Here is a 26,653-nt window from a genome sequence, read left to right as displayed (position 1 = left end):
TGTCGACATGATCGAACCGCTCCCCGAGACGCCAGTCGACGATAGACGGAGCCACCGACGTCTCGAGTACTGCGGGTCACCGCGAGTCGTCGGCGCTCGTACACTCCTGCGACGTCGGTGACGGTTGACGCACGCGCAACAGGGGCACCAACGCATCGATCACACGAGACGACATGAGCGCCTTCGATCCGTGTTCGAGCGCCAGCTCGGTCCCGTCCGCGGACAGGATCCAGCCGTCGTTGTCGTCCATCTCGAATGCTTTACCCTCACCGACCGCATTCACAACCAGGAGGTCGCACTTCTTGCGTTCCAGCTTGGCGCGGGCGTGCGTCAGCACGTCGCCGTGCTGGTCGCCGGTCTCGGCCGCGAAGCCGACGATCGCGGCGTCGGCGGCCAGGTCACCGGCATCGCGTGCGGCCACGAGCCCCGCCAGGATGTCGGCGTTGCGCGTGAGCGGGATGGTGTCCGGCTCGTCGGCACCCTTTTTGATCTTGCTGGTGGCGAGCGTCGTCGGCCTGAAATCGGCGACGGCGGCGGCCATGATCACGGCGTCGGCACCGACGGCGGCGGCCGTGACCGCGGTGCGCATGTCCTCGGCGGTGCGGACCGTCTCGACGCGGACACCGGCAGGAGTGGACAGGTCGCTGGTGTAGCCGGAGATCAGCAGCACGTCGGCACCGCGCTGGGCGGCGACCCGCGCGAGCGCGTAACCCTGCTTGCCGGAACTGCGGTTGCCGAGGAACCGCACCGGGTCCAACGGCTCGCGCGTGCCGCCGGCGGAGACGACGACGCGCCGCCCCTCGAGGTCACGAGGCAGCGCATCGGGTCGTTCGAGCAGCAGCTCGGCGATGCCGGCGATCTCGTCCGGCTCGGGCAGACGGCCCGCTCCGGTGTCCTTGCCGGTGAGCCGACCCGAGGCCGGCTCGATGACCGTGACACCGCGGCGGCGCAACGTCGCGACGTTCTCGACGGTCGCGGGGTGGTCCCACATCTCGGTGTGCATGGCCGGCGCGAACACGACCGGGCACCGCGCGGTGAGCAACGTCGCCGTCAACAGGTCGTCGGCGCGTCCGGCAGCAGCCCGTGACAGCAGGTCCGCCGTGGCCGGGGCGACGACGACGAGGTCGGCGTTCTGACCGAGGCGGACATGCGGTACCTCAGGCACGTCGGCGAACACTCCGGTGTGCACCGGGTTCCCCGACAGCGCCTCGAAGGTGGCCCGACCGACGAACTGCAACGCGGACTCGGTGGGGACGACGCGGACGTCGTCACCCGCCTCGGTGAAGTGGCGGATCAGCCCGCACGCCTTGTACGCAGCGATCCCTCCCCCGACACCGACCACGACGTGACGCCGCCCCGTTGTGTCCGAGGGAGACAGGGAACTCACTCGCCTTCGACGTGCTCGAGAAGGTCGGCGTGGATCTCGCGCATGGCGATGGACAGCGGCTTCTCCTGCAGACCCGGCTCGACGAGGGGGCCGACGTACTCGAGGATGCCGTCACCGAGCTGGTTGTAGTAGTCGTTGATCTGACGCGCGCGCTTGGCGGCGTAGATGACCAGCGCGTACTTCGACGACGTCCGGTCCAGCAGCTCGTCGATGGGCGGGTTGGTGATGCCCAGCGGGGTGTCGTACGTCGCCACGTCGATGCGGGAGAAGGAATCGGACACGTTCGCCAAGGGACTACTCACAAATGCTCCTGAAGATTCACCGGGGCGGATGCCTCGGAAGAGAAAACTGGTGTTACCTGTGCGGTCACGCGGTCCCGAACTCACCGTTCGGGACGCCACCGACCAACAAGGATACCAACTCCGCGCACGCTCGGTCGACATCGTCGTTCACGATGACCGTGTCGAACTCGTCGGAGGCCGCCAATTCCTCGCGCGCGGTCTCGAGCCGACGCTCGATGACGTCCTGCGGTTCGGTGCCGCGGCCGGTGAGTCGACCCACCAGCACGTCCCACGACGGCGGCGCGAGAAACACGAGCAGAGCCTCCGGGGCGGCGGCACGGACTGCGCGCGCACCCTGCAGGTCCACCTCGAGGAGAACCGGTTCACCGGCAGCGAGCGCGCGACGCACGGGCTCGGCGGGCGTACCGCTACGGTGCAGGCCGCGGTGGATCTCCGCCCATTCGAGCAGATCACCCGCCTCGATCATGCGATCGAACTCCGCGGCGTCCACGAACCGGTAGTCCTGTCCGTGCACCTCGCCGGGGCGGGGATCGCGCGTCGTCGCCGACACGCTGAAATACAGATCGGGAAGTTGCTGACGCACCTTCGCGACCACACTGGACTTACCGACGGCGGAAGGGCCGGCCAGTACCACCAGCCGGCCCTTCCTGAGCGAGGAGTCCTCGCTCGACACTGCCGTCGACTCGTTGTCGGTCGACACGTCGCTGTCAGGCCTCGAAGTCGAACCTGGCGAGAAGCGCCTTGCGCTGACGATCGCCCAGTCCGCGCAGACGGCGGGTGGGTGCGATCTCCAGCTCGGTCATGATCTCCTGCGCCTTGACCTTGCCGACCTTGGGCAGAGCCTCGAGCAGTGCGGACACCTTCATCTTGCCGAGGATCTCGTCCTCTTCGGCGTCCTTGAGGACCTGCTTGAGGTCCGTTCCGCCCCGCTTGAGGCGTTCCTTGAGCTCAGCCCGGACACGACGAGCTTGTGCCGCCTTCTCCAAGGCAGCAGCGCGCTGCTCATCGGTCAACTGGGGAAGGGCCACGGTTCCTCCGTCTCATCGGTGAATCTTTGTCGAGAAGTGCATTCCGTACCCGCGTCACGCGATGTGCGCGAGCCGTCCGTTCTGGTACATCCAGTCACTGCCACCGGATTGACCAGCGGCGATAGCGACCGTACCCGGGCAGGGCGCCGATTGCGAACTTGCCCCCCGCCGTCGTGTCGCCTCGATGGTGGTCTATGCGAGGGCGTGCTCGACGGTGTCGCGAGCGACGATCGCCGCCTGCCGCAGAGCGGCCACGTCCGGACCGTGCCGCAAGACGTCGCGGGAAGAGTTGGGCAGCAACAACTCTGACGAGCCCTCGAACAGGGACGGCAGGTCCTGCGCGGTGGCACCCTGGGCGCCGAGTCCGGGCGCGAGGATCGGCCCCGAGAACGTCCGCAGATCGAGACCGTGTCCGCGTGTCGCACCCACCACGAGACCCATGACGTCGTCGTTCGCCTGCAGATTGACCGCCGCGGCCTCGTCGACCACGTCCTGCGCGACGCTCGCACCAGTGGAGGTGACCGCCTGTTGCAACATCGCGCCCTCGGGATTCGACGTGCGTGCGAGGACGAACAGGCCGCAACCGTGCTCAGTCGCCTGCTCGACGAACGGCGCCAGCGCACCCACCCCGAGGTAGGGCGAGACCGTGACGGCGTCCGAGGCGAGTGGTGAGGACGGGTCCAGCCACGCCCGGGCGTACGCCTCGGACGTGGAGCCGATGTCCCCCCGCTTCGCGTCCGCGACGACGAGCACCCCCGCGGAGCGCAGGTCGGCGATGGTGCGCTCGAGCACGGCGAGTCCCCCGGACCCGAAACGCTCGAAGAACGCCACCTGCGGCTTGACCACCGCGATGTCCGACGCGAACGCCTCGACGCAGAGCCCAGCGAAGCGGTCGAGGCCCGCCACGGTGTCGTCGAGGCCCCACGACGCGAGGATCGCCGCGTGCGGATCGATGCCCACACACAGGCGTCCCCGAGACCGGACGGCCGCGGTCAGCGTCCCGCGCCAGACGCCGGCCTCCGGACCACCCGTCACCGAGGGGTGACCGGTTCGGTCGTGGCCGTCGGACCGGTGCCCGCTCGCAGGTACGTCGTGAGCGAGCTGTGCAGATCCTGGAGCGACTGCACTCCGATGTCGCCGCGGATGCTCGCCTCGATCCCCTGCACCGCGGCCGCGGCACCCTGCACGGTGGTGATGCACGGGATGTTGCGCGCCACCGCGGCGCTACGGATCTCGTACCCGTCGACGCGCGGGCCGGAGTTGCCGAACGGTGTGTTGAACACCATGTCGACCTCCCCTTCGCGGATCAGGTCCACGATGGTCCGCTCACCGTCCTCGAGCACGTCGGAGTGCTTGCGCACCACGTCGCTGCTGATGCCGTTGCGGCGCAGCATCTCCGCCGTTCCCTCGGTCGCGAGGATGCGGAAGCCGAGATCGGCGAGCCGCTTGACCGGGAACACCATCGACCGCTTGTCGCGGTTCGCGATGGACACGAAGATCGACCCCGTCGTCGGCAGCGAGCCGTACGCGGCGGTCTGGCTCTTCGCGAACGCGGTACCGAAGTCCGCGTCGATTCCCATGACCTCGCCGGTCGACTTCATCTCGGGGCTCAGGAGGGTGTCGACGCCACTGCCGTCCGCCTTGCGGAACCGGTTGAAGGGCAGCACGGCCTCCTTGACCGCGACCGGTGCATCGAAGGCAGCGTGCCCGCCGTCACCGGTGGGCGGCAACACGCCGTCCGCCCGCAACTCCGCGATGGTCGCGCCCAGAGCGATCCGGGCCGCGGCCTTCGCGAGCGGCACCGCCGTGGCCTTGGAGACGAAGGGCACCGTGCGGCTCGCACGAGGGTTGGCCTCGAGCACGTAGAGCACGTCGTCCTTGAGGGCGTACTGCACGTTGAGCAGCCCGCGGACCCCGATCCCGAACGCGAGCGCCTCCGTCGATCGGCGGACCGCGTCGATGTCGGTGCGGCCGAGCGTGATCGGGGGCAGCGCGCACGCGGAGTCGCCGGAGTGGATGCCGGCCTCCTCGATGTGTTCCATGACGCCGCCGAGGTAGACCTCGGTGCCGTCGCACAGGGCGTCGACGTCGATCTCGATCGCGTCCTCGAGGAACCGGTCCACCAGCACGGGGTGCTCCGGCGTGAGCTCGGTGGCGCGGGAGATGTAGTCGTCCAGCGACGCCTCGTCGTAGACGATCTCCATGCCGCGTCCGCCCAGCACGTACGACGGACGCACGAGCACGGGGTAGCCGATCTCGCTCGCGATGCGCTTCGCGCCGTCGAACGTGGTGGCCGTGCCGAACTTCGGCGCGGGGAGACCGGCGGCGACGAGCACCTCACCGAACTCCTTGCGGTCCTCCGCCAGGTCGATCGCCTCGGGCGACGTGCCGACGATCGGCACACCGGCGTCCTGCAGTCGCTGCGCGAGACCGAGCGGCGTCTGCCCACCGAGCTGGCAGAGGACACCGACGACACCGGGTCCACCCTCGCCCGACTCCTTCTCCGCCAGATACACCTCGAGCACGTCCTCGAACGTGAGCGGCTCGAAGTACAGACGATCCGCCGTGTCGTAGTCGGTGGAGACGGTCTCGGGGTTGCAGTTCACCATCACGGTCTCGTAGCCGGCGGCCGAGAGCGTCGTGGCCGCGTGCACGCACGAGTAGTCGAACTCGATGCCCTGGCCGATGCGGTTGGGACCGGAGCCCAGGATGAGCACCTTGCCGAGCGTCGTCTGCGGGGCCACCTCGGTCTCCGCGCCGGGATCGAGCTCGTAGGTGGAGTAGTGGTACGGCGTCTTCGCCTCGAACTCCGCGGCGCACGTGTCGACGGTCTTGAACACGGGCCGCACTCCCAGCCGGTGGCGCAGCGAGCGCACCCCGTCCTCCCCCGCGAGCTCGGGACGCAGTGCCGCGATCTGCCGATCGGACAGGCCCGAGTGCTTCGCCCGGCGCAGGAGGTCCTCGTCGAGAACCGGAGCGTCGAGCAGCCGGGTCCGCAATTCCACCAGACCGGCGATCTCGTCGATGAACCACGGGTCGATACCGGACGCGGCGGCGACCTCCTCGACGGTGCCGCCGAGGCGCAGTGCCAACTCGGCGTCGTAGATGCGTCCCTCGGTGGGGACCTTCAGGTCGGCGAGCACCGCCTGCAGATCGTGCGCCCGCTCCCCCGCCAGCACCTCGTCCGACGTGGTCCAGAACCCGGCGGCCTTGGTCTCGAGCGACCGCAGCACCTTGCCGAGCGCCTCGGTGAAGTTGCGGCCCAGGCTCATCGCCTCGCCGACCGACTTCATCGTGGTCGTCAGAGTGGCGTCGGCTCCGGGGAACTTCTCGAAGGCGAAGCGCGGGGCCTTGACGACGACGTAGTCCAACGTCGGCTCGAAACAGGCCGGCGTCTCGCCCGTGATGTCGTTGACGATCTCGTCGAGGCTGTAGCCCACCGCGAGCTTCGCCGCGATCTTGGCGATCGGGAACCCCGTCGCCTTCGAGGCGAGTGCACTCGACCGCGAGACGCGCGGGTTCATCTCGATGACGATCAGACGACCGTCCTTCGGATCGATCGCGAACTGGATATTGCATCCGCCGGTGTCGACACCGACCTCGCGCAGAATGGCGATGCCCAGATCGCGCATCTTCTGGTATTCGCGGTCCGTGAGCGTCATCGCCGGAGCGACCGTCATGGAGTCGCCCGTGTGCACGCCCATCGGGTCGACGTTCTCGATGGAGCACACGATCACCACGTTGTCGCGGTTGTCGCGCATCAGCTCGAGCTCGTACTCCTTCCACCCGTGGATGGACTCCTCGATGAGCACGTTCGCGGACGGCGACGCAGCGAGTCCGCCGCCGGCGAGACGCTCGAGATCCTCGGTCGTGTACGCCATGCCGGAGCCGAGCCCGCCCATGGTGAAGCTGGGCCGGATGACGACGGGCAGGCCGAGTTCGGCGACGGTGTCGTGCACCTCGGCCATCGTGTAGCAGACCCGCGACCGGGCGCTCTCGCCGCCGACCTTCGCGACGATGTCCTTGAACTTCTGGCGATCCTCACCGCGCTGGATGGCCTCGAAGTCGGCTCCGATGAGCTCGACGTCGTACTTCTCGAGGATCCCCTGCTCGTGCAGAGCCACCGCGCAGTTGAGCGCCGTCTGGCCGCCGAGGGTGGCGAGCACCGCGTCGATCGGATGGCCCTCGGCCTTCTCCTTCGCGATGACCTTCTCGACGAACTCCGCCGTGATGGGCTCGACGTAGGTGGAGTCCGCGAACTCGGGGTCCGTCATGATCGTCGCCGGGTTCGAGTTCACGAGGCTGACCCGCAGGCCCTCCTCGCGGAGCACCCGGCAGGCCTGCGTTCCGGAGTAGTCGAACTCGCAGGCCTGACCGATGACGATCGGTCCGGATCCGATGACCAGGATGTGCTGGAGGTCTGTGCGCCGTGGCATTACTGGCCGGCTTTCTTGTCGAGGAGCTGCAGGAAACGGTCGAAGAGGTACTCGGCGTCGTGCGGACCGGCCGCGGCCTCGGGGTGGTACTGCACCGAGAACGCCGAGTCGTCGAGCAGGCGGACACCTTCGACGGTGCCGTCGTTCGCGCACGTGTGGCTGACGATCGCCCGGCCGAACGGGGTGTCGAACTCCTCGCCGGCCTCGCCCTCGAGCGCGAACCCGTGGTTCTGGGCCGTGATGGAGATGCGGCCCGTGCCGTGTTCGATCACCGGGATGTTCATGCCACGGTGACCGAAGGTCATCTTGTAGGTGGAGCGGCCGAGTGCGCGGCCGAGGATCTGGTTGCCGAAGCAGATGCCGAACAGCGGGGTGCCGTCGCCGAGCACCTGCTCGGTCAGCCGCACCACGGAGTCCGCGGTGGCCGGGTCGCCCGGTCCGTTGGACAGGAACACGCCGTCCGCGCCGAGTGCCCGCACCTGGTCGATGTCGGCGTTCGCCGGGACCACGTGGACCCGGATTCCCCGCTGCGCGAACATGCGCGGCGTGTTCGACTTGATACCGAGGTCGACCGCGACGACCGAGTACCGGGGCTCGCCCTCGGGGTCGACCGTGTAACCCTCGGTCGTGCTCACCTCGCCCGCCAGATCCGCACCCACCATGCTCGGCTGACTGCGCACGGTCTCGATCAGCGCGTCGACGTCGGTGAGGGCCTCACCGGAGAAGATGCCCGCCTTCATCGACCCGCGGGTGCGCAGGTGGCGCACCAGCGCGCGGGTGTCGATCTCGGCGATGCCGACGACGTCCTGCCGCTCCATCTCCTCGCCCAGGGTGCCGGTCGAGCGCCAGCTCGAGCTGCGGCGGCTGGGGTCGCGCACAGCGAACCCGGCGACCCACATCCGGGAGTCGTCGGCGTCGCCGGTGCGACCGACGGACTCGTTGTCCTCACCGTTCCAGCCGGTGTTGCCGATCTGGGGGGCCGTGGCCACCACGATCTGACGGTGGTAGCTCGGATCGGTCAGCGTCTCCTGGTAGCCGGTCATGCCGGTGCAGAACACAGCCTCGCCCAGGGTCGAACCCCGAGCTCCGAACGCGGTGCCACGGAAGATGCGCCCGTCCTCGAGGACCAGTGCCGCGGCGTCCTGGGTGCTCACGCGGTCTCCTTCTCGTCACTGCTCGTGTCGTCCACCCACTGCGGGTAGACCGTCTTGTCGTCGGCTCGGAAGCCGGTGTCGATCTCGGTGCCGGTGGGCAGTTCCCAGCGGACGACCAGCAGGCCGTCCCTGGTCATGACCTTGCCGGCGAGGCCACGCTCGGTTCGCACGGCGCGGAGCGAGTCGGCGGGCATCCAGATGTCGGACTCGCCCGTGCGCTCGAGCAGGATGCCCGTCTCGTAGCGCGTCAGCGTTCCGGTGGCGCGATGGCCCATGTCGCCCACGGCGATCCGGTTCTGCCAGCTCGGGGCCAACGTCGATCCCACGTACAGACCGGTGCAGGCCGGGGTGACGACGGCGCCGAGCTGCTCCGGCACGGCCGGGAGGGTTCCGATCGCGTCGGCCTGACGCTTCTGACGGTTCTTCCAGCCCCAGATGATCAGGCCGATCATGGCGACCCAGAACACGAGGAAGCCGACCACCAACAGCACTCTGTCCATCTAGTTCATCCCTTCCGATGGCGCTGCCGCGATTCCGTCGCGGCTGGTGAGCCGTCCGCGCAGCAGCGTCGCGGTGACCTTCGCGGGCAGCTCGAGCGACTCGTACGGGGTGTTGGCGGACAGCGAGGCCAGATCCTTCGGGATGACGGTCCACCGGACGTCCGGGTCGACGATCGTCAGGTTGGCTGGCTCTCCGACCGCGATGGGCCGACCCTGGTCGGTGAGCCCGACGATCTCGGCCGGGCGCTCGCTCATGACCCGTGCGACGCCGCGCCAGTCGAGCAGACCGGTCTCCACCATGGTCGTGACGATCACCGACAGGGCGGTCTCGAGGCCGAGCATGCCGGGTCGGGCCTGCGAGAACTCGCAGCACTTGTCCTGCTCGGCGTGCGGCGCGTGATCGGTGGCCACGCAGTCCACGACACCCGAGGCCAGAGCCGCGCGGAGCGCCTGGACGTCGGAGGCCTCCCGCAACGGCGGGTTCACCTTGTTCACGGCGTCGTAGGTCTCGAGACGCGAGTCGTCCAGGAACAGATGGTGCGGTGTCACCTCGGCCGTGATGGCGATGCCCTGCTTCTTCGCCCAGTCGAGGAGCTCGACGGTGCCGGCGGTGGAGGCGTGGCAGATGTGGACGCGGCTGCGCGCGTCCCGCGCCAGGATCGCGTCGCGGGCGACGATGGACTCCTCCGCGGACCGGGGCCATCCGGTGAGACCCAGGCGCGCTGCGGTCGGACCCTCGTGTGCGACGGCACCTTCGGTGAGCCGCGGCTCCTCGGCGTGCTGGGCGATGAGCACTCCCAGACCGGCCGAGTACTCGAGGGCGCGGCGCATCAACAGCGGGTCGGCGACGCAGTGACCGTCGTCCGAGAACATCCGGACCGCGCCGACACCGGCGTTCATGGTGGCCATCTCCGCCAGGGCCTTGCCCTGCAGGCCCACCGTGACGGCGCCGACGGGATGGACGTCGACCAGCCCGACCTCCTGGCCGCGACGCCACACGTGGTCGGTGACCACCACGGAATCCGCGACCGGCGAGGTGTTGGCCATGGCGAAGATGGCCGTGTATCCGCCGAGAGCAGCTGCGGCGGAACCGGTCTCGATGGTCTCGGTGTCCTCGCGGCCCGGCTCCCGGACATGGGTGTGCAGATCGACGAAGCCGGGCAACAGAACGCCGCCGGCACCCTCCACGATCTCGGCACCCTCGGGAACGGTGGCATCCGCGCCGATCGCCTCGACGACTCCGTCGGAGACCACCACGTCCACAGGATCGCCCTCGCCGTAGGGGCGCACCGAGCGCAGCACCACGGTCCCGCTCATCGCGCGAGTCCCGGTGTCGGATCAGACCCGATGAGCAGGCGGAACAGCACTGCCATACGCACGTGCACTCCATTCTGGACTTGTTGCAGGACGGCGGTCTCGGGTGCATCGGCGACCGAGAAGCCGATCTCCATGCCGCGCAGCATCGGACCGGGGTGCAGCACCACCGCGTGATCGGGAAGCAGATCGAATCGCTTCTGCGACAACCCGTATCCGATGGAGTACTCCCGCGCCGACGGGAAGAAGCCGCCGTTCATGCGTTCGGCCTGGACGCGCAGCATCATGACGGCGTCGAGCGCCGGCAGCTCGGAGTCGAGCGACGGTGCCACGGTGACGGGCCAGGTCTCGATACCGACCGGCAGCAGAGTGCGCGGCGCGACGACCACGACCTCGGCACCGAGGGTGGCCAGCAGGAACGCATTCGACCGGGCGACGCGGCTGTGCAGGACGTCACCGACGATGGCGATGCGGCGGCCCTCGATTCCGCCGAGACGCTGGCGCAACGTGAGCGCGTCGAGCAGAGCCTGGGTGGGATGCTCGTGCGTGCCGTCGCCGGCGTTGATCACGGCCGGACCCGATCCGTCGGGCAGGGCCGTCCACTGAGCGATGCGGTGCGCCGCACCGGACGCGGGGTGCCGCACGATCAGGGCGTCCGCGCCGGCGGCTCGCAGTGTGAGAGCGGTGTCGCGCAGCGACTCGCCCTTCGACGCGGACGAGCTGCTCGCGCTGACGTTGATGACGTCCGCGCTCATCCACTTGCCCGCGACCTCGAACGACACCCGGGTGCGCGTCGAGTTCTCGTAGAAGACGGTCATGACCGTCTTGCCGCGCAGAGTGGGCAGCTTGCGCACGTCGCGACCGAGCAGCGCCTGCTCGAAGCGTTCCGCCTCGTCCAGGATGTCCGTCGCGTCGTCGCGGCTCAGGTCCATCGTCGACAGCAGGTGCCGGGTGCTCACGAGAGCTCCACCCCGTCACGACCGTCGTGCTCGTCCAGCAGGACCGAGACGTCCTCGGTGCGCGCGGTCGGCACGTTCTTGCCCACGTAGTCCGCGCGGAGCGGGAGTTCGCGGTGGCCGCGGTCGATGAGCACCGCGAGCTGCACGGCCCGCGGACGCCCGAGGTCGCGGAGAGCGTCGAGCGCGGCGCGCACCGATCGGCCGGAGAACAGCACGTCGTCCACGATCACGACGAGAGCGCCGTCCACGCCGGTGTCGGGCATCGACGTGCGCTCGAGCGCACGATGGGGCTTGCTGCGCAGATCGTCGCGGTAGAGCGTGATGTCCAGAGACCCCACCGGCGGTCGGAGGCCGGAGTACTCCTCGATCCGCGCCGCGAGGCGAGTGGCGAGAGTGGAACCGCGAGTGGGGATTCCCACGAGAACCAACGGGGCGGCGTCGGCCGAGCCGAACGCGGTCTTCTCGATGATCTGGTGGGCCATCCGCGCGATGGTGCGGCCGACGTCCGCGGACGACAACAGCTCGCGGGACTGGCCTGCTGAACCGGGGGTACCGGGCTCGTCTGAGGACACGAGAACAGGTGACCTCCTTCTCCGCCTCACTGGACGGATCGTTAAAGGATGTCTGACGCGGTGACTATACCAACCACGCCGGGCTCGAACTCAGCTCGAGGCGGGTGGTACGGCGTCGTCGGCGGTGTTCTCCGTCACGGGCCGACTCTGCGCCGCCGGACGCGCCGCAGCGGCAGCGCGCACCTGGGGTGCGACGAGCACGATCTGGCCCAGCACCCCGTTGACGAAGGACGGCGAGTCGTCGGTGGAGAGTTGCTTGGCCAGCTCGACCGCCTCGTCGACGGCCACCACCGGCGGGACGTCGACCGCGTTGAGCAGTTCCCACACCGCGACGCGCAGGATCGCGCGGTCGACGGCGGGGAGACGGTCGAGAGTCCACTGGTGCAGGTGGTCCCCGATGACCGAGTCGACGCGGTCGAGGTTCTCGGCCACGCCGGTCACGAGAGTCGTGGTGTACGCATTGACCGGCGCCACCGTCTCCTCGTGAGCCGACAGCTCGCCGCGCTCGGTCGCGAGCACCACGGGATCGAGATCCCGAGCCTCGGCCTCGAAGAGGAAGTCGACGGCGCGCTTACGCGCCTTGTGCCGTGCTCCGAGCTTCTTCGCCGCCGGCTTGCCCGGTGCGGCAGGGTTCTTGGAGGGCTCGCTCACTCAGGAATTCACGCGCCCGAGGTAGTTGCCGTCGCGAGAATCCACCTTGAGCTTGTCGCCGGTGTTGATGAAGAGGGGCACGTTGATCTCGGCGCCCGTCTCGAGGGTCGCCGGCTTGGTGCCACCGGTGGAGCGGTCGCCCTGCAGACCCGGATCGGTGTGCTGGACGATCAGCTCGACCGTGACCGGCAACTCGACGTACAGCGGCAGACCCTCGTGCATCGCCACCTGGACCTTCATGTTCTCGAGCAGGAAGCGCGAGACCTCGCCGATGGTCGCCTCGGCGACGGAGATCTGGTCGAAGGTGTCGCCGTCCATGAAGACGTAGTCCGAACCGTCGTGGTAGAGGTACGTCATGTCGCGTCGGTCGACCGTCGCGGTCTCGACCTTGACGCCCGCGTTGAAGGTCTTGTCGACGACCTTGCCCGACGTGACGTTCTTGAGCTTGGTGCGCACGAAGGCCGGTCCCTTACCAGGCTTGACGTGCTGGAACTCGATGATGGACCACAACTGGTTCTCGATGTTGAGAACGAGTCCGTTCTTGAAATCACTGGTGGAAGCCACTTGCTTCGCGTCTCCTCGTCGACTGTCGTCTCGGTCTCTCGGCACCCGGACGCCGCGCACGGCCTCCGGGCCTGACAAGTACTGGTCGGCAGGCCCTCGCCTACAGAACGGTGAACTCTTTGCTGGTGAGCGTCAGCAGTTCCGGCTCGTTCTCTCGAACGATGAGCGTGTCCTCGATCCGTACGCCTCCGCGACCGGAGAAGTACACGCCGGGCTCGACTGTCACCGCAGCACCGCAGAGCAGTGTACCGGTGCCGGTGGCACCGATTCCCGGCGCTTCGTGGATCTCGAGTCCCACGCCGTGGCCGAGTCCGTGCAGGAACTTGTCCCCGTGCCCCGCGTCCACGATGACCGAGCGAGCCGCTCCGTCCACCGCCTGCACGTCGGCGCCGGGGAGGACGGCCGCGCGTCCGGCGGCCTGGGACTGTTCGACGAGGGCGTACAGCTCGCGCTGCCAGTCCGCGGGGGTGCCCAACACGTAGGTCCGCGTCATGTCGGAGTGGTACCCGTCCACCTCCGCGCCGAAGTCCAGCTTCACCAGGTCACCCTGCTCGAGCACCGCACCGGTGGGCCGGTGGTGCGGCACCGCCGAGTGTGCGCCCGCGGCCACGATGGTCTCGAACGAGATGGCGTGCGCTCCCAGCTCGAGCATGAGGAACTCCAGATCGATCGCGACCTGCTTCTCGGTCCGTCCTGCGCTGATGCCGCCCCGCTCGATCAACGCGGCCAGCGCGGCGTCGGCGACACCGCAGGCGCGTCGCAGCGCGTCGATCTCGCTCTCGTCCTTGATCATCCGCAGCTTCTCCACCAAGCGCGGCATGCGCTGGAGCGAGAGCGCGGACGCCGCGTCGGACCATGCCTGATGCTCGTCGACGGACACGACGTGCGATTCGAATCCGACGGTCTGCCCGCCCCGCGCACCACCCGCGTCCTGCAGCAGACGTACGGGACCCGCCCGGTCGATCACCGCCGCGAGATCGGGCACCTGCTCGGCCACCTGGGTCACGTACCGACCGTCCGTGCACACCACGGTGCCGGACTCGTCGGAAGCGGAGTCGTGGGCGCTCAGCAGCAGCGCGGCATTCGAACCGGTGAACCCCGTGAGGTAGCGGACATTGAGCAGATCGGTCACCAGGAGCGCGTCGGCCTCCCGGTCGCGGACGAGTTCTCGGAGGGCGTCGCGCCGTGCGGCGCGGTCGGAGGACGGCATCTCTCGAACCTACCGTCGCCGTCACCGACGGCCGCGACACCGCTCCGACACCGCTCCGACACCGCTCCGACACCGGCGACACCACACCCGGATATGTGGGCAGAAGCACACGCGCCCGACCGGGGTGATTACTGTGTGCAGCATGACTGGGTGGGTGGTTCGCGGTGTGGGGATGGCGCTGGTTCATGTGGTGGCACGAGTGCTGCTCGCACTGGCGGTCTCCGCCTGGCCCGCGCAGGGGTCCGTCCTGCGCATGATCACGCTGGCCGCGGTGATTCTCGTGGCGGTCGTGTGGGGCGGGATCGACGGCATCAACGCGCATCGCCGCGGTGATCACGGCGAGGACCGGACCGACTACACGATGCTGTGGCTGAAGGCGTCGGTCGTGGCCGGTGTGCTCGCCGGGCTCGTCTGCTGGGTGTTCTCGGCGGTGGCGAACCTCGCGGTCAGCAGCAACTCCCTCTTCTTCGAGGTCACCTCCGGCGCTGCCTTCACGATCCTGCTCGTCTTCATCCCCACGGTCATCGCCGTCACGGTGGGCCGGTGGCTGGCCGGACGCGGCGACGACAAGCAGGAGGACCTGCGGCCGGGCAAGAAGGAGGACGCGACCGAGCGCGATCGCGTGACCTCCGGCGCTCCCGCACAGGGCCAGTCGGACGCCGACACCGAGGTCTTCGCGCCGGTCCGGGACTCCGATCAGCGCCCGAACCTCGCGAAGGGCGACCGCTCCTCCTGACCGACCCCGTCGTCAGAGGAAGATCGACGACCCCGTCGTCGGCTCCTCACGTGCCACCGCGGAGTACGCGGCGGCCAGGAGCGCCGGATCCGGGCCCTCGAGGCGCCCCGGCTTGGCCAGTCCGTCGAGCACGACGAAGCGCAGCAACCCGTTGCGGTTCTTCTTGTCGGTCTGCATGCCCGACAGCAGGTGGGCGAACGCGTCCGCGTCGTAGCTGACGGGCAGCCCCACCGCCTGCAGGATGCTGCGGTGCCGGTCGGCGACGTCGTCCGACAACCGCCCCGCGAGACGTCCGAGCTCGGCGGCGAAGACCAGACCGACGGACACCGCGGCGCCGTGCCGCCACTTGTACTTCTCGCGACGCTCGATCGCGTGCCCCAGGGTGTGGCCGTAGTTCAGGATCTCCCGAAGATCGGACTCCCGGAGGTCGGCCGCGACGACCCGAGCCTTCACCTCGATGGAGCGACGGATCAGCTCCGGCAACACGTCACCCGTCGGATCCAGCGCGGCAGCGGGATCCGCCTCGATGAGATCGAGGATGACCGGGTCGGCGATGAAACCCGTCTTGATCACCTCGGCGAGACCGGCCACGATCTCGTTGTGCGGCACCGTCTCGAGTGTCGCCAGATCCACGAGAACGGCCGCGGGCTCGTGGAAGGCACCGACGAGGTTCTTCCCGGCGTCGGTGTTGATGCCGGTCTTGCCTCCCACGGCTGCGTCGACCATGGCGAGCAACGTGGTGGGCACGTGCACGATGCGGACACCGCGCATCCAGGTGGCCGCGACGAAGCCGGCCAGATCGGTGGCCGCGCCGCCGCCCAGGCTCACCACGGCGTCGCTCCGCGTCAGACCGATGCGGCCGAGCACCTCCCAGCAGAAGCCGGCGACGGCCAGTTCCTTGCCGTCCTCGGCGTCCGGGATCTCGATGCGATGTGCGTCGATCCCGTTGTCCGCCAATGCGGCTCGGACGGCCTCGGCGGTCTCGGCGAGCGGAGGCTGATGGAAGATCGCGACCGTTCGAGTGCCCGCGAGCTGCTCCACCAGGTCGGTGAGCAGACCGCGACCGATGATCACGGGGTACGGGTTAGCAGTCCGGACGTCGATACGAACAGGTTCTGTCACGAGAGCGTCTCCTGTGCTGGGGGTGGGTCCTGCGGTGGTCGGGTACGGCCGGTCCGTGGTGCCGGTTGCCGCGGCAACGGTCCCGGATCGGTGGGGATCGGACGTCCGCCCTTGCGCCGGATCCGACGCCGCGGCGAGGCCCGCTGCGGTGCGGCCGGCGTGGGGACGCGGTCGGCGGGGGCGACACCGAGACGGCCGAGGACCGCGGTGACGACGCGAGCGGGGCTACGGCCGTCCGTGCGGACACGGATGGTGGACACCTCGCGGTACAGCGGACGCCGAGTACGCATGAGCTCGCGGTACTTCGCCCGCGGATCCGAGCCTGCCAACAGCGGTCGCGAGGCGTTGGCGCTGGACGCGCCGGTACGCCGCAACCCCTCGCCGACACTGATCTCGAGGTAGACGACGATGTGACCGCGCAGCGCCGCACGGGTACGCGGCGACAGGATCGCCCCACCGCCCAGAGACACGATGCCCGGGTACGTGCGCAGCGCGTCGAGCACGATGCGCTCCTCGATGGCCCGGAACTCCGCCTCACCACTCTCGGCGAAGATCTGCGGGATGCTGCGGCCGGTGTCCTCCTCGATGGCCACGTCCGTGTCGTACACCTGGGTGCCCAGCGCTCGAGCCAGCCGTCGGCCGATGGTGGACTTCCCGGCACCGGGTGGCCCGATCAACACCGCCCGCGGCGGACCGGAGACTTCCCCGGTTCCCCCCACCCCGGCCTGCCCGGGCTCCTCCGAACGGCCTCCGGCCTGCCCGGCATTCTGCGACCGGCCCCCGGCCTGCCCGGTCATCGCGGCGGACGGGCTTGCGCGTTCTCCACGTAGCGGCGCACGTTGCCGGCGGTCTCGGCGACGGAGTCGCCCCCGAACTTCTCCAGCGTGGCGCGGGCGAGCACCAGAGCCACCATGGTCTCCGCGACGACACCCGCGGCCGGCACGGCGCAGACGTCGCTGCGCTGGTGAATGGCCACCGCACCCTCGCCGGTGGACATGTCCACCGTCGCCAGGGCACGCGGAACCGTGGAGATGGGCTTCATGGCCGCACGCACCCGCAGCGGGGCGCCGTTGGTCATGCCGCCCTCGATGCCGCCGGCGCGGTTGGTGGTGCGGACGATCCCGTCCGGGCCGGGAAGAATCTCGTCGTGGGCAGCGCTGCCGCGGCGGCGCGCGGTCTCGAACCCGTCGCCGACCTCGACACCCTTGATGGCCTGGATGCCCATGAGTGCCGCGGCAAGCTGTGCGTCGAGCTTGCTGTCACCGGTGACGAACGAGCCGAGTCCCACGGGAAGGCCGTGGACGACCACCTCGACGATGCCGCCGAGGGTGTCACCGTCACGCTTGGCCGCTTCGATCTCGGTGATCATGGACTGCTCGGCCACGGCGTCGAACGCCCGCACGGGGCTGGCGTCGATCGCCTCGATGTCTCCCGCCGACGGCTCCGGGCCCTCGTACGGGTCGGACGCGCCGATGGAGATGACGTGCGACAGGACATCGACGCCCAGGACCTGCTTCAGGAACTGTCGTGCGACGGTGCCGACCGCGACGCGGGCGGCGGTCTCCCGTGCGCTGGCGCGCTCGAGCACGGGCCGGGCGTCGTCGAAGCCGTACTTGAGCATGCCCGAGTAGTCGGCGTGGCCGGGGCGCGGACGCGTCAGCGGCGCATTGCGCGCGAGGTCGGCGAGCACGGCGGGATCGACCGGGTCGGCCGCCATGACGGTCTCCCACTTCGGCCATTCCGTGTTGCCGATCTCGATGGCGACGGGGCCGCCGAGCGTCGAGCCGTGCCGGACGCCGCCGATGACGGTCACCTTGTCGGCCTCGAACTTCATGCGGGCGCCGCGGCCGTAGCCCAGGCGTCGTCGGGCGAGCTGAGCTCCGATGTCCTCGGAGGTCACCTCGACTCCGGCCACCATGCCCTCGAGAATGGAAACCAGGGCAGGGCCGTGAGATTCTCCGGCAGTGATCCATCGCAACACGGGTCGATCTTTTCACGTCCCGGCGTTCACCCACGCCACCAGGGTCGCCGCGCACAGAGCGGGTCCGTGCGGAATCCCCGCCGCTCCCCCGGTTCGTGCCGTCATCGCCGCCAGCACCAGCGTCGTCGTCGGTGCCAGCACGGCGGCCACCATCCACGTGGACGGCCCCGAGGTCGCGCCCAGCCCACCGAGCGCGAGACACAGCTTGACGTCACCGCCACCCATGGATCCCGATGACACCACCGACCCGACCAGATGAACGGCGGCCAGGGCCAGGCCGCCGAGAAGCGCCACCTGACCGCCGCCCTGGTGGGCCGCCGCCACGAGCACCGCGGCCGCGGCGGGCAGCGTCAGGTCGTTCGGCAGGCGGTGTCGGTTCAGGTCGACGAGAGCGACGGCACACGACCACGCCCCGACCGCGAGGATCGCCACCTCGTCGGTGACCGCGCCGAGCGCGGCGCCGACAGCGGCGGAGGCGAGCAGATCGGGCACCGTCGGCGTCACCCACCGACCGACGGTGAGAACAGCGAGGCAACACAGCGCTGAGCCGAGGAGGACGGTCATGGAGTCACAGTGGCACCGACGAATCCGAAGACTCGGGCCACGGAGAGCACCCGGGGATGACGACGCACCCGGGGATGGTCAGGACTCCCGCAGGGCTCGCTCCATCGCAGCACGCGGGGCCGGCTGACCGGTGAACTGCTCCACCTGGCCGAAGGCCTGGTGCAACAGCATCTCGAGGCCGCCGACCACGACGCCGCCGGACTCCTCGACCGCGGCGGCCAGCGGCGTGGGCCACGGATGGTAGATCGCGTCCAGCAGCACGCGTGCCCCCCGCAGTGCGTCGATCATCGCCGCGCCGCCCTCGGGCGGAACGGTGGACACCACGGCTTCCGCGTCCGCGACCGCTCGGGGCAGCGCCGCGTCGTCCGGCGCGCTCCACCGGGCGGTCAGACCAGCGTCGCGAGCGCAGGCCAGCGCTCCCCCGGCCCGTTCCTCGTCCCGCGAGACGACCGTGACCGCGATCGCTCCCAGACCGCGCAGCGCGATCAGCGCCGGGCGCGACGTTCCGCCCGCCCCGACGACGACCACCGACGCACCCGGCAGGTCACGGACACCGACCGTGCCGAGGGCGCCCGTGACACCGTCGACATCGGTGCAGTCGGCACGCCAGCCCGAGTCCGTGCGCACGAGCGTGTTCGCCGAGCCGACGGCGACCGCGCGCTCCGTCCGTTCGGTCGCATACGCAAGGGCCGCGAACTTGCCCGGCATCGTCACCGACAGTCCTACCCACTCGGGTCCGAGGCCGTCCACGAACTCGGGAAGCTGTTCCGCGCGGCACTCCACCCGCTCGTAGGTCCACCCGGCGAGCCCGAGCTCCCGGTACGCCGCCGCGTGCAGGATCGGTGACCGCGAGTGCGCCACCGGGGACCCGAGAACGGCCGCACGCCTCGGCGACGAGGCGGACGGGACGGAGGTCACCGGCCGCTGTCGAGGAACCCGCCCTCGACCTTCGTGATGTTGTCCAGATGCACCTGGTAGTCGTCGGTGAAGAGCGTCTCCCCGGCGGCGTTGATGGTGACGAAGTAGAGCCAGTTACCGGGCTCCGGTGCCTCGGCGGCCTGCACCGCTGCCACGCCGGGAGAGCAGATCGGTGTCGCCGGCAGCCCCTCCTTGGCGTACGTGTTCCACGGTGTGACGTTCGCGCGGTCGGCGTCGGTGGTGGCCACCTCGGTGGTGTCCAGCGAGTAGTTGACCGTGGAGTCGAACTCCAGTCGCTGCCCGATGGCGAGCCGATTGAGGATCACACGCGCCACCTTGGCGAAGTCCTGGGGCAACGCCTCGCGCTCGATGAGGGACGACGCCACCAGCACCTGGTACGGATCGAGTCCCGAGGAGGCGCCCGCCTCGAGCAGACCGGTGTCCTCGTAGATCGCGGCACTCTCGGACACCAGCTGACGCAGGATGTCCGTCGGTGCGGCACTGGGGTCGAAGTTGAAGGTGCCCGCAGCGATGAGCCCCTCGAGCTGACGATCGCGATCCGGCACCTGCCGCACCGCGTCGGTCGCCCAGTCGGCGACACCGAGTGCGGACGGGTCGTCCCCGGCACCCGCGAGGTCGAGATCGTCGTACGTCACACACGGAAGACCTTCTCCGACAGCGCAACTGGCCTCGGAGATCAGCGTGTAGATGCCCTTGCGGACGGCGCCGGTGTTGACGTCGGTCGAGTCGTGCAGCTGACGGCCCTCGGCGATCTGGATCTGGCCGACTCGCGATGCCGGGTCCACCAACGCGGAGACGGCGTCGGACGCCGCCATCTGTGAGCGCATCCGATAGAAGCCGGGCTGCACGGAGGTCATCGCGGTGTTCTGGACCGCAGCCTCGTAGAAGGCCGCCGAGCTGGCGGTGACGTCCTTGTCCGCCATCTCGGTCGCGATCTCCTGCGCGGTGTCGCCGGAGGCGACCTGAACCACCACGGCGTCGCCGCCGGGACCGGGGTAGTCCTCCGCGACCGCGGCGCCGCCGCCGGTGAACTTCGACACTCCCCACACACCTCCGACGGCCACGAGGCCGACCAGGACCAGCACACCGAGACCGCCGATGATGCGCGAGCGACGTTTGCGACCGACCGCGGCGCGGTCGCGTCGGGTGTCCGCACGGCTCGCGCGGCTCGGGCGGTCACCGGGACCCGACGCCACTCGGGCGGGGCGGGCGCGGCCGTCATCGGCCGATGCACCGCGCTCGGATCGACGTGGCGCGCGGCGGTCGTCGGCGAGCGGCTGACGGCGTAGGTCGTCGACGGGAAGGTTCAGCTCGTCGGTGTCCCACTCGTCGCGCCGGCCGGGCCGCTGTCCACGACCGTCGTCCGTCACGGGGTCGTCCCCGGTGTGTTCGACCCCGCTGTGTCCTGCTCCGGACCGTGATTCTCGGGCACCGTTGCCCCCTCCTCGTTCGCCTGTGCGCGAACCGCTCGCTCCAGAACACTGCGGCGCTCGTCGAGCCACCCTTGCAGGATGGCGACCGCCGCCGCCTGGTCGATCATCGACCGTTGGTCTCTCGCGCGGACGCCGCTGTCTCGAAGACCACGCGCGGCACTCACCGTAGTCAAGCGCTCGTCGGACAGCCGCACCGGCACACCGGGCAGCGCACGGTGCAGAACTCGGGCGAAACGGACAGCCAGCGTGGCGGCCGTCCCGCGCTCGCCGCGCAGCGTGCGCGGCAGACCGACGATGATCTCGACGGCCTCGTACTCCCCGGCGAGCGCGACGATTCGCTGGACGTCGGCCGAGTCGGTGTGTGTCTTCGCCGCGCGCGGGACCGTTTCGACGGGTGTGGCGAGGGTGCCGTCGGGATCGGAGGACGCCACTCCGACGCGCACGCTCCCGACGTCGATCGCGAGTCGCCGCCCCCGCCCCGGGTCGTCGGCGCCCGGCCGGTCGGGCGCGGAGCTGCCGGCGGCCACCGTCAGGAGTTCCCGGCGATCTCGGTGACGCGAGCGAGCAGGGCGTCGATCGCCGCGGGAATGCCGGTCGCGTCGGATCCGGCACCCTGAGCGGTGTCGGCCTTGCCGCCGCCTCGGCCACCGATGCTCGGACCGAACGCTCCCACGAGTTCGCCGGCCTTCACGCCGAGTTCCTGCGCTGCCTTGGTCGTCGACACGACGAACGGCACCTTGCCGTCGACGTCACCGAACAGAGCCACCACCGCGGGCTGCGTTCCGAACCGGCCGCGAACGTCGCCGACGAGGGTGCGCAGATCGGCGGCACCGACGCCGACCGGCGCGGGCTCCGCGACGACGAGCAGCGATCCGACCCGGCGCGCCGTGTCGACGTAGGACCCGGCGGACGAGAGCACCGCGGCGGCGCGAGTGGCCTCGAGCTCCTTCTCGGCGACGCGGAGCCGTTCGACGAGGTTCTCGATCCGCGCGGGCACCTCGTCGGTGGGCACCTTGAGGGACGAGGCGACACCGGCGAGCAGCGCGCGCTCCTTGGCGAGGTACTTGTACGAGTCGAGGCCGACGAAGGCCTCGACGCGTCGCACGCCCGACCCGACCGACGACTCGCCGAGGAGCGTCACCGGGCCGATCTGCGACGAGTGCTGGACGTGGGTGCCGCCGCACAGTTCCATCGAGAACGGTCCGCCGATCTCCACGACTCGGACCTCGTCGCCGTAGTTCTCGCCGAACAGCGCCATCGCTCCCATGGCCTTGGCGTCGTCGAGATCGGTGACGAAGGTGTTGACCGCGAAGTCGGATGCGACCGCGTCGTTGGTGACGGACTCGATGTCCTCGCGCTGCGACTCCGACAGCGCACCCTGGTACGTGAAGTCGAATCGCAGGTAGCCGGGCTTGTTCAGCGATCCGGCCTGTACCGCGTTCGGGCCCAGGATCTGGCGGAGTGCGGCGTGCACCATGTGCGTGCCGGAGTGTCCCTGGGTGGCGCCGCGGCGCCACTGCTGATCGACGTGCGCGGTGACGACGTCGCCCTCGGTGAGCTGCCCCTCGTCGACAGTGACCTTGTGCACCCACACGGTCTTCGCGATCTTCTGCACGTCGCCCACGGTGACACTCAGACCCGGGCCCGTGAGGGTACCGATGTCCGCGAGCTGTCCGCCGGACTCGGCGTACAGCGGGCTGCGGTCGAGGATGACCTCGACCTTCTCCCCCGCAGCGGCGGTGGGCACCCGCACGCCACCGGCGATGATCGCGAGAACCGTTGCCTCGCTGTCCAGCTCGTCGAAACCGGTGAACTCGGTGGGACCACGGTCGACGAACTCCTTGTACACCGTCAGGTCGGTGTGCGCGTGCTTGCGCGACTGCGCGTCGGCCTTCGCGCGGTTGCGCTGTTCCGCCATGAGCGTGCGGAATCCGGCCTCGTCCACCTGCAGGCCCGCCTCGGCCGCCATCTCGAGCGTGAGGTCGATGGGGAAGCCGTACGTGTCGTGCAGGACGAAGGCCTCGTCTCCACTGATACGGGTGCCGCCGGACGCGGTCACGGCCTGAGCAGCGTTGTCGAAGAGACGCGATCCGGACGTGAGAGTCGCGAGGAACGCCTTCTCCTCGCCGACGGCGACCGACTCGATACGCGCGAAGTCCTCGACCAGTTCCGGGTACGACTCGGCCATCGTGTCGCGGACGACCGTGACGAACCGCGCCATCGAGGGATCCTCGGCGCCGAGGAGTCGTGCGCTGCGCACGATGCGGCGCAGCAGACGCCGCAGCACGTAGCCACGGCCGTCGTTGCCCGGCGTCACGCCGTCGGCGATGAGCATGACCGCGGTGCGGGCGTGATCGGCGATGACGCGGAACCGCACGTCTGCGTCGTGGTTCTCCCCGTACCGACGGCCGGACAGCGCCTCGGCCTCGGTGATGACGGGGCGGACCAGATCGGTCTCGTAGACGTTGTCGACGTCCTGCAGCAGGAACGCCACGCGCTCGACACCCATGCCGGTGTCGATGTTCTTGCGCGGCAACGGTCCCAGGATCTCGAAGTCGTCCTTCGACGTCCCCTGTCCGCGCTCGTTCTGCATGAACACGAGATTCCAGATCTCGATGTAGCGGTCCTCGTCCGCTTCCGGACCGCCCTCCTTGCCGAACTCGGGTCCGCGGTCGTAGTAGATCTCCGAGCACGGCCCGCAGGGTCCGGGAATGCCCATGGACCAGTAGTTGTCGGCCATGCCTCGGCGCTGGATGCGCTCGTCGGGCAGACCGGCGACGTCCTTCCAGATCCGGATGGCCTCGTCGTCGTCGAGATACGCTGTGGCCCAGATCCTCTCGGGATCGAAGCCGTAGCCACCGTCCTCGACGGACGAGGTGAGCAGTGACCACGCGAAGCCGATGACCTCGCGCTTGAAGTAGTCGCCGAACGAGAAGTTGCCGGCCATCTGGAAGAACGTGTTGTGGCGGGTGGTCACGCCCACGTTCTCGATGTCGCCGGTGCGCACACACTTCTGGACACTCACGGCTCGCGCGAACGGCGGGGTGCGCTGCCCGAGGAAGTACGGGACGAACTGCACCATGCCGGCATTGATGAACAGCAGATTCGGGTCGTCGAGGACCAGCGAGGCGCTGGGGACGGGGGTGTGTCCCAGCTTCTCGAAATGGTCGAGGAAACGACGGCGAATCTCGTGAGTCTGCACGGAAACACCCTAGCGCGCGAGAGCACGCACGATTCTGCGGAGCTTGCCGACGCGCGTCTCGAGGTCGCGCTCCGCTCCGTGGTGGGTGGGCCGGTAGTAGTCGGTGCCCACCAGCTCGTCGGGCGGGTACTGCTGGGCGAGCACACCGTCTGGGTCGTCGTGCGGGAACTTGTAGCCCACCGCGTTGCCCAGGGAGGCGGCTCCCGTGTAGTGCCCGTCGCGAAGGTGCGGCGGCACGGTGCCTGCCTTCCCCGCCGCGATGTCGGCCATCGCCGCGGACAGCGCACTGGTGACGGCCCCGGACTTCGGTGCGGTGGCGAGGTGGATGGTGGCCTGGGCGAGGGCGAGCCGCGCCTCGGGCATCCCGATCGTCTGCACCGCCTGCGACGCCGCCGTGGCGACCAGCAACGCGGTGGGGTCGGCCATGCCGATGTCCTCGCTGGCGTGCACCACGAGCCTGCGGGCGATGAAGCGTGCATCCTCACCGGCGGTGATCATCCGGGCGAGGTAGTGCATGGCCGCGTCGACGTCGGAACCGCGAATCGACTTGATGAACGCGCTGATGACGTCGTAGTGCTGGTCACCGTCCCGGTCGTACCGCACCGCGGCGCGGTCGACACTCTTCTCCACGGTCTCGAGATCCACGGTGCCGCCCGCACCCGCCGTGTCGGCGGCCGCCTCGAGCGCTGTCAGACCCCGTCGAGCGTCACCGCCGGCCAGCCGCACGAGGTGTCCGAGCGCCTCGTCGGTCACCGTCACCGACCCGCCGAGACCGCGCTCGTCCGCCAAAGCCCGCGTGAGCACCTCGCGGATGTCGTCGTCGGTGAGCGATCGGAGCTGCAGCACCAGGGACCGTGACAGCAGCGGCGACACGACGGAGAACGACGGGTTCTCCGTCGTCGCGGCGACGAGCAGCACGATCCGGTTCTCGACGGCGGCGAGCAGGGCGTCCTGCTGGGTCTTGGAGAACCGGTGCACCTCGTCGATGAAGAGGACGGTCTGCTCGTTGTTCAGCAGCCGGCGACGCGCCAGATCGATGACGGCCCGGACGTCCTTGACGCCCGCGGAGAGCGCGGACAACGCCTCGAACTTGCGGCCGGTGGCACCCGAGATCAGGGATGCGAGCGTGGTCTTGCCGGTGCCGGGTGGGCCGTAGAGCATGACCGACGCTGCCCCGGATCCCTCCACCAGGCGGCGCAGCGGGGCACCCGGGGTGAGGAGGTGGCCCTGGCCCACCACCTCATCCAACGACCGTGGACGCATCCGCACGGCCAGCGGCGCACCCGGTGTGCTCGTATGCGGGGACGGGACGAACGCGTCCCCGTCGGGAGCAGCGGTGTCGTCGTCGAAGAGGGAGTCGTCGGCACTCATCGGACGGTCGGCGCTCATCGGACGGTCAGGACGCGGCGGCGGGCCACCGCGCCGCGAGTGCCTGCCGGACACCGCCCGCGAAGTCCGCGAGATCGTGGTGCCCGACGAAGCGCGCGTACTCCGAGAGGATGGACCACCTCGTGGTCAGCGCGGCGGCGCGGGGCACCGAGAGGTGGTGCCGACGCAGTGCGGCGTTGCGGGTGTCGTCGTCGGGAAGGAACCAGTGCGTCGTGAGCCAGGCCCACACCAACTGGGCGTCCAACAACTTGGCGTGCAGCACGTCGTCGTCGGCGAGGTGCGGCCAGATTCCGACCACCTCGGCGCGCCACGCATCGACCATGGCCTCGGCGCGTTCCGGCGTGAGATCGAGACGGCACAGGCAGCCGGGATAGGACAGGAGCGTGTACGCGACGTCGAGAGTGGCGTCCCGGAAGCCGCCCCACTCGTAGTCCAGGAATCGCACGCCCTCGTCGTTGACGATGATGTTGTCCGGGCACAGGTCCGACGGACTGAAGGCGCGGTGTCCGCCGGAACCGAAGAGTTTGGCCGCGCGGGCGACGGCGGCGGCGACCGCGGGCGGCACCTCGATGCCGAGATCCGCCGCGAGCATCGCCGGGACGTCCGACTGGGCCACCGCGACCTGATCGGCCAGACCGTCTCGGGAATCGGCGACGCCGGCGCGCCCGAGGAGCGCCCCGAAGTCTTCCTCGCGACCGAACGTGGCGGCGTGCATCCGCCCGAGTGCCTGGGCGAGCGCCATGAGCGAGTTCGTGACGGCGGACGGATCGGGGTTCGCGATCAGACTGGTGAACGGCGCGGCATCCCCCAGGTCACTGAGGACGAGGAGCCGTTCCTTCAGGTCGTACGCGATGAGGGACGGGCCCGGACGGGTGTGCGTCGCGAGGGCGGTGGCGAACTGGTATGAGACCGCTTCGCGCAGGAACGCCGTGTGGTCGCCGGCGCCGAGCCCCGTACGGGACACGGACTCCGTCGTCGTCTCACGGACCTGCTTGATCACGAGCGTGCGCGGCAGTTGGAACGGGTTCTCGGCCACCCGGACACGGATGACCACGGTGCGACCGCTGCCGCCGAGATCGACCGGATCGACCAGGGTCACCGACGCTCCCGTGCGTCTGGTGAGGAGTTCTCGTGCTGCTGCCACTGCTTCGGTGACCGGATCTGCCAACATTGCCGTCATCGATTGTCCGACCCACCTCGTCCGTGAACG

24 protein-coding genes and 1 pseudogene are annotated in these 26,653 nt (G+C 69.6%); 1 reads left to right on the top strand and 24 read right to left on the bottom strand.

Features of this window, described 5'->3' with window-relative positions:
* Window positions 1-76: 76 nt before the first annotated feature.
* From coaBC to HQ325_RS20950, 14 genes are all read right to left on the bottom strand, one after another.
* Window positions 77-1,387, bottom strand: coding sequence for a bifunctional phosphopantothenoylcysteine decarboxylase/phosphopantothenate--cysteine ligase CoaBC (gene coaBC / locus HQ325_RS21015; RefSeq protein ID WP_222632238.1), 1,311 nt, complete (start codon window positions 1,385-1,387; stop codon window positions 77-79).
* Window positions 1,384-1,689: a DNA-directed RNA polymerase subunit omega gene (gene rpoZ, locus HQ325_RS21010; RefSeq protein WP_027505263.1), complete on the bottom strand. Its 306-nt coding sequence runs from the start codon at window positions 1,687-1,689 to the stop codon at window positions 1,384-1,386. Before rpoZ ends, coaBC begins: the two co-directional genes overlap by 4 nt.
* Window positions 1,690-1,753: 64 nt before the next feature.
* Window positions 1,754-2,323 carry a guanylate kinase gene (gene gmk / locus HQ325_RS21005; RefSeq protein ID WP_056445214.1) on the bottom strand — a complete coding sequence of 190 codons (570 nt, stop codon included), beginning with the start codon at window positions 2,321-2,323 and terminating at the stop codon, window positions 1,754-1,756.
* Between the two features lie 73 nt (window positions 2,324-2,396).
* Window positions 2,397-2,717: an integration host factor, actinobacterial type gene (gene mihF, locus HQ325_RS21000; RefSeq protein ID WP_027505261.1), complete on the bottom strand. Its 321-nt coding sequence runs from the start codon at window positions 2,715-2,717 to the stop codon at window positions 2,397-2,399.
* A gap of 192 nt (window positions 2,718-2,909) precedes the next feature.
* Window positions 2,910-3,752 (bottom strand): orotidine-5'-phosphate decarboxylase, encoded by an 843-nt coding sequence (gene pyrF / locus HQ325_RS20995; RefSeq protein ID WP_308014610.1) that lies wholly within the window; start codon window positions 3,750-3,752, stop codon window positions 2,910-2,912.
* On the bottom strand, window positions 3,749-7,153 hold the full coding sequence (gene carB, locus HQ325_RS20990) for a carbamoyl-phosphate synthase large subunit (protein ID WP_222632236.1): 3,405 nt from the start codon (window positions 7,151-7,153) through the stop codon (window positions 3,749-3,751). The genes pyrF and carB overlap by 4 nt, the downstream gene beginning before the upstream one ends.
* The gene (carA, locus tag HQ325_RS20985) at window positions 7,153-8,307 is read right to left on the bottom strand and encodes a glutamine-hydrolyzing carbamoyl-phosphate synthase small subunit (protein ID WP_222632234.1); all 1,155 of its coding nucleotides are present in this window, start codon (window positions 8,305-8,307) and stop codon (window positions 7,153-7,155) included. Before carA ends, carB begins: the two co-directional genes overlap by 1 nt.
* The gene (locus tag HQ325_RS20980; RefSeq protein WP_027505258.1) at window positions 8,304-8,807 is read right to left on the bottom strand and encodes a hypothetical protein; all 504 of its coding nucleotides are present in this window, start codon (window positions 8,805-8,807) and stop codon (window positions 8,304-8,306) included. Before HQ325_RS20980 ends, carA begins: the two co-directional genes overlap by 4 nt.
* The gene (locus tag HQ325_RS20975; protein WP_222632232.1) at window positions 8,808-10,124 is read right to left on the bottom strand and encodes a dihydroorotase; all 1,317 of its coding nucleotides are present in this window, start codon (window positions 10,122-10,124) and stop codon (window positions 8,808-8,810) included. It lies immediately after the preceding gene.
* On the bottom strand, window positions 10,121-11,080 hold the full coding sequence (locus HQ325_RS20970; RefSeq protein WP_308014612.1) for an aspartate carbamoyltransferase catalytic subunit: 960 nt from the start codon (window positions 11,078-11,080) through the stop codon (window positions 10,121-10,123). The genes HQ325_RS20975 and HQ325_RS20970 overlap by 4 nt, the downstream gene beginning before the upstream one ends.
* Complete coding sequence (gene pyrR, locus HQ325_RS20965) at window positions 11,077-11,652, bottom strand: bifunctional pyr operon transcriptional regulator/uracil phosphoribosyltransferase PyrR (protein WP_204867541.1); 576 nt, start codon at window positions 11,650-11,652, stop codon at window positions 11,077-11,079. Before pyrR ends, HQ325_RS20970 begins: the two co-directional genes overlap by 4 nt.
* A 90-nt stretch (window positions 11,653-11,742) precedes the next feature.
* Complete coding sequence (gene nusB, locus HQ325_RS20960) at window positions 11,743-12,303, bottom strand: transcription antitermination factor NusB (RefSeq protein ID WP_051613217.1); 561 nt, start codon at window positions 12,301-12,303, stop codon at window positions 11,743-11,745.
* A complete protein-coding gene (gene efp, locus HQ325_RS20955) occupies window positions 12,304-12,867 on the bottom strand; it encodes an elongation factor P (RefSeq protein WP_027505254.1) in 564 nt (187 codons plus the stop codon).
* A 100-nt stretch (window positions 12,868-12,967) separates the two neighbouring features.
* Window positions 12,968-14,077 carry a Xaa-Pro peptidase family protein gene (locus tag HQ325_RS20950; protein ID WP_222632230.1) on the bottom strand — a complete coding sequence of 370 codons (1,110 nt, stop codon included), beginning with the start codon at window positions 14,075-14,077 and terminating at the stop codon, window positions 12,968-12,970.
* 142 nt (window positions 14,078-14,219) lie between these two features.
* On the opposite strand from HQ325_RS20950, the gene HQ325_RS20945 reads away from it, so the two are divergent.
* Window positions 14,220-14,813, top strand: coding sequence for a B-4DMT family transporter (locus HQ325_RS20945; RefSeq protein WP_222632228.1), 594 nt, complete (start codon window positions 14,220-14,222; stop codon window positions 14,811-14,813).
* 12 nt (window positions 14,814-14,825) lie between these two features.
* Here HQ325_RS20945 and aroB read toward each other — a convergent pair whose 3' ends face one another.
* The 10 genes and pseudogenes from aroB to HQ325_RS20895 all read right to left on the bottom strand — a co-directional run bounded on the left by aroB (window position 14,826) and on the right by HQ325_RS20895 (window position 26,623).
* Window positions 14,826-15,935 (bottom strand): 3-dehydroquinate synthase, encoded by a 1,110-nt coding sequence (gene aroB, locus HQ325_RS20940; protein WP_222632226.1) that lies wholly within the window; start codon window positions 15,933-15,935, stop codon window positions 14,826-14,828.
* 188 nt (window positions 15,936-16,123) lie between these two features.
* Window positions 16,124-16,654: pseudogene (locus HQ325_RS20935) on the bottom strand (shikimate kinase); the annotation flags it as partial.
* 74 nt (window positions 16,655-16,728) lie between these two features.
* Entirely contained in the window at window positions 16,729-17,916 is a 1,188-nt protein-coding gene (aroC, locus tag HQ325_RS20930) for a chorismate synthase (RefSeq protein ID WP_027505250.1), read from the bottom strand.
* A gap of 12 nt (window positions 17,917-17,928) precedes the next feature.
* On the bottom strand, window positions 17,929-18,480 hold the full coding sequence (locus HQ325_RS20925) for a prepilin peptidase (RefSeq protein ID WP_222632223.1): 552 nt from the start codon (window positions 18,478-18,480) through the stop codon (window positions 17,929-17,931).
* 78 nt (window positions 18,481-18,558) lie between these two features.
* Window positions 18,559-19,398: a shikimate dehydrogenase gene (locus tag HQ325_RS20920; protein ID WP_222632221.1), complete on the bottom strand. Its 840-nt coding sequence runs from the start codon at window positions 19,396-19,398 to the stop codon at window positions 18,559-18,561.
* Window positions 19,395-20,789 (bottom strand): endolytic transglycosylase MltG, encoded by a 1,395-nt coding sequence (locus HQ325_RS20915; RefSeq protein ID WP_222632730.1) that lies wholly within the window; start codon window positions 20,787-20,789, stop codon window positions 19,395-19,397. Before HQ325_RS20915 ends, HQ325_RS20920 begins: the two co-directional genes overlap by 4 nt.
* Window positions 20,786-21,379: a Holliday junction resolvase RuvX gene (gene ruvX, locus HQ325_RS20910; RefSeq protein ID WP_222632219.1), complete on the bottom strand. Its 594-nt coding sequence runs from the start codon at window positions 21,377-21,379 to the stop codon at window positions 20,786-20,788. The genes HQ325_RS20915 and ruvX overlap by 4 nt, the downstream gene beginning before the upstream one ends.
* 2 nt (window positions 21,380-21,381) lie before the next feature.
* A complete protein-coding gene (gene alaS, locus HQ325_RS20905; RefSeq protein WP_222632217.1) occupies window positions 21,382-24,054 on the bottom strand; it encodes an alanine--tRNA ligase in 2,673 nt (890 codons plus the stop codon).
* Window positions 24,055-24,063: 9 nt separating this feature from the next.
* Window positions 24,064-25,443, bottom strand: a complete 1,380-nt coding sequence (locus tag HQ325_RS20900) for a replication-associated recombination protein A (RefSeq protein WP_222632215.1) — start codon at window positions 25,441-25,443, stop codon at window positions 24,064-24,066.
* A gap of 7 nt (window positions 25,444-25,450) precedes the next feature.
* A complete protein-coding gene (locus HQ325_RS20895) occupies window positions 25,451-26,623 on the bottom strand; it encodes a kinase (RefSeq protein ID WP_222632213.1) in 1,173 nt (390 codons plus the stop codon).
* Between the last annotated feature and the right edge of the window lie 30 nt (window positions 26,624-26,653).

Origin of the sequence: Rhodococcus sp. BP-349, from assembly GCF_019835845.1 — a bacterium.
Taxonomy (GTDB): domain Bacteria; phylum Actinomycetota; class Actinomycetes; order Mycobacteriales; family Mycobacteriaceae; genus Rhodococcoides.
Note: the sequence above shows the minus strand (reverse complement) of the source record. Positions and strands in the feature narration are given on the sequence as shown.

What these genes read in the sequence shown, in the direction of transcription:
- carB (WP_222632236.1), bottom strand. Translation starts at nt 7,153, where the DNA reads ATGCCACGGCGCACAGACCTCCAGCACATCCTGGTCATCGGATCCGGA.
- HQ325_RS20980 (WP_027505258.1), bottom strand. Translation starts at nt 8,807, where the DNA reads ATGGACAGAGTGCTGTTGGTGGTCGGCTTCCTCGTGTTCTGGGTCGCC.
- HQ325_RS20975 (WP_222632232.1), bottom strand. Translation starts at nt 10,124, where the DNA reads ATGAGCGGGACCGTGGTGCTGCGCTCGGTGCGCCCCTACGGCGAGGGC.
- HQ325_RS20950 (WP_222632230.1), bottom strand. Translation starts at nt 14,077, where the DNA reads ATGCCGTCCTCCGACCGCGCCGCACGGCGCGACGCCCTCCGAGAACTC.
- HQ325_RS20945 (WP_222632228.1), top strand. Translation starts at nt 14,220, where the DNA reads ATGACTGGGTGGGTGGTTCGCGGTGTGGGGATGGCGCTGGTTCATGTG.
- HQ325_RS20925 (WP_222632223.1), bottom strand. Translation starts at nt 18,480, where the DNA reads ATGACCGTCCTCCTCGGCTCAGCGCTGTGTTGCCTCGCTGTTCTCACC.
- HQ325_RS20900 (WP_222632215.1), bottom strand. Translation starts at nt 25,443, where the DNA reads ATGAGCGCCGACCGTCCGATGAGTGCCGACGACTCCCTCTTCGACGAC.
- HQ325_RS20895 (WP_222632213.1), bottom strand. Translation starts at nt 26,623, where the DNA reads ATGACGGCAATGTTGGCAGATCCGGTCACCGAAGCAGTGGCAGCAGCA.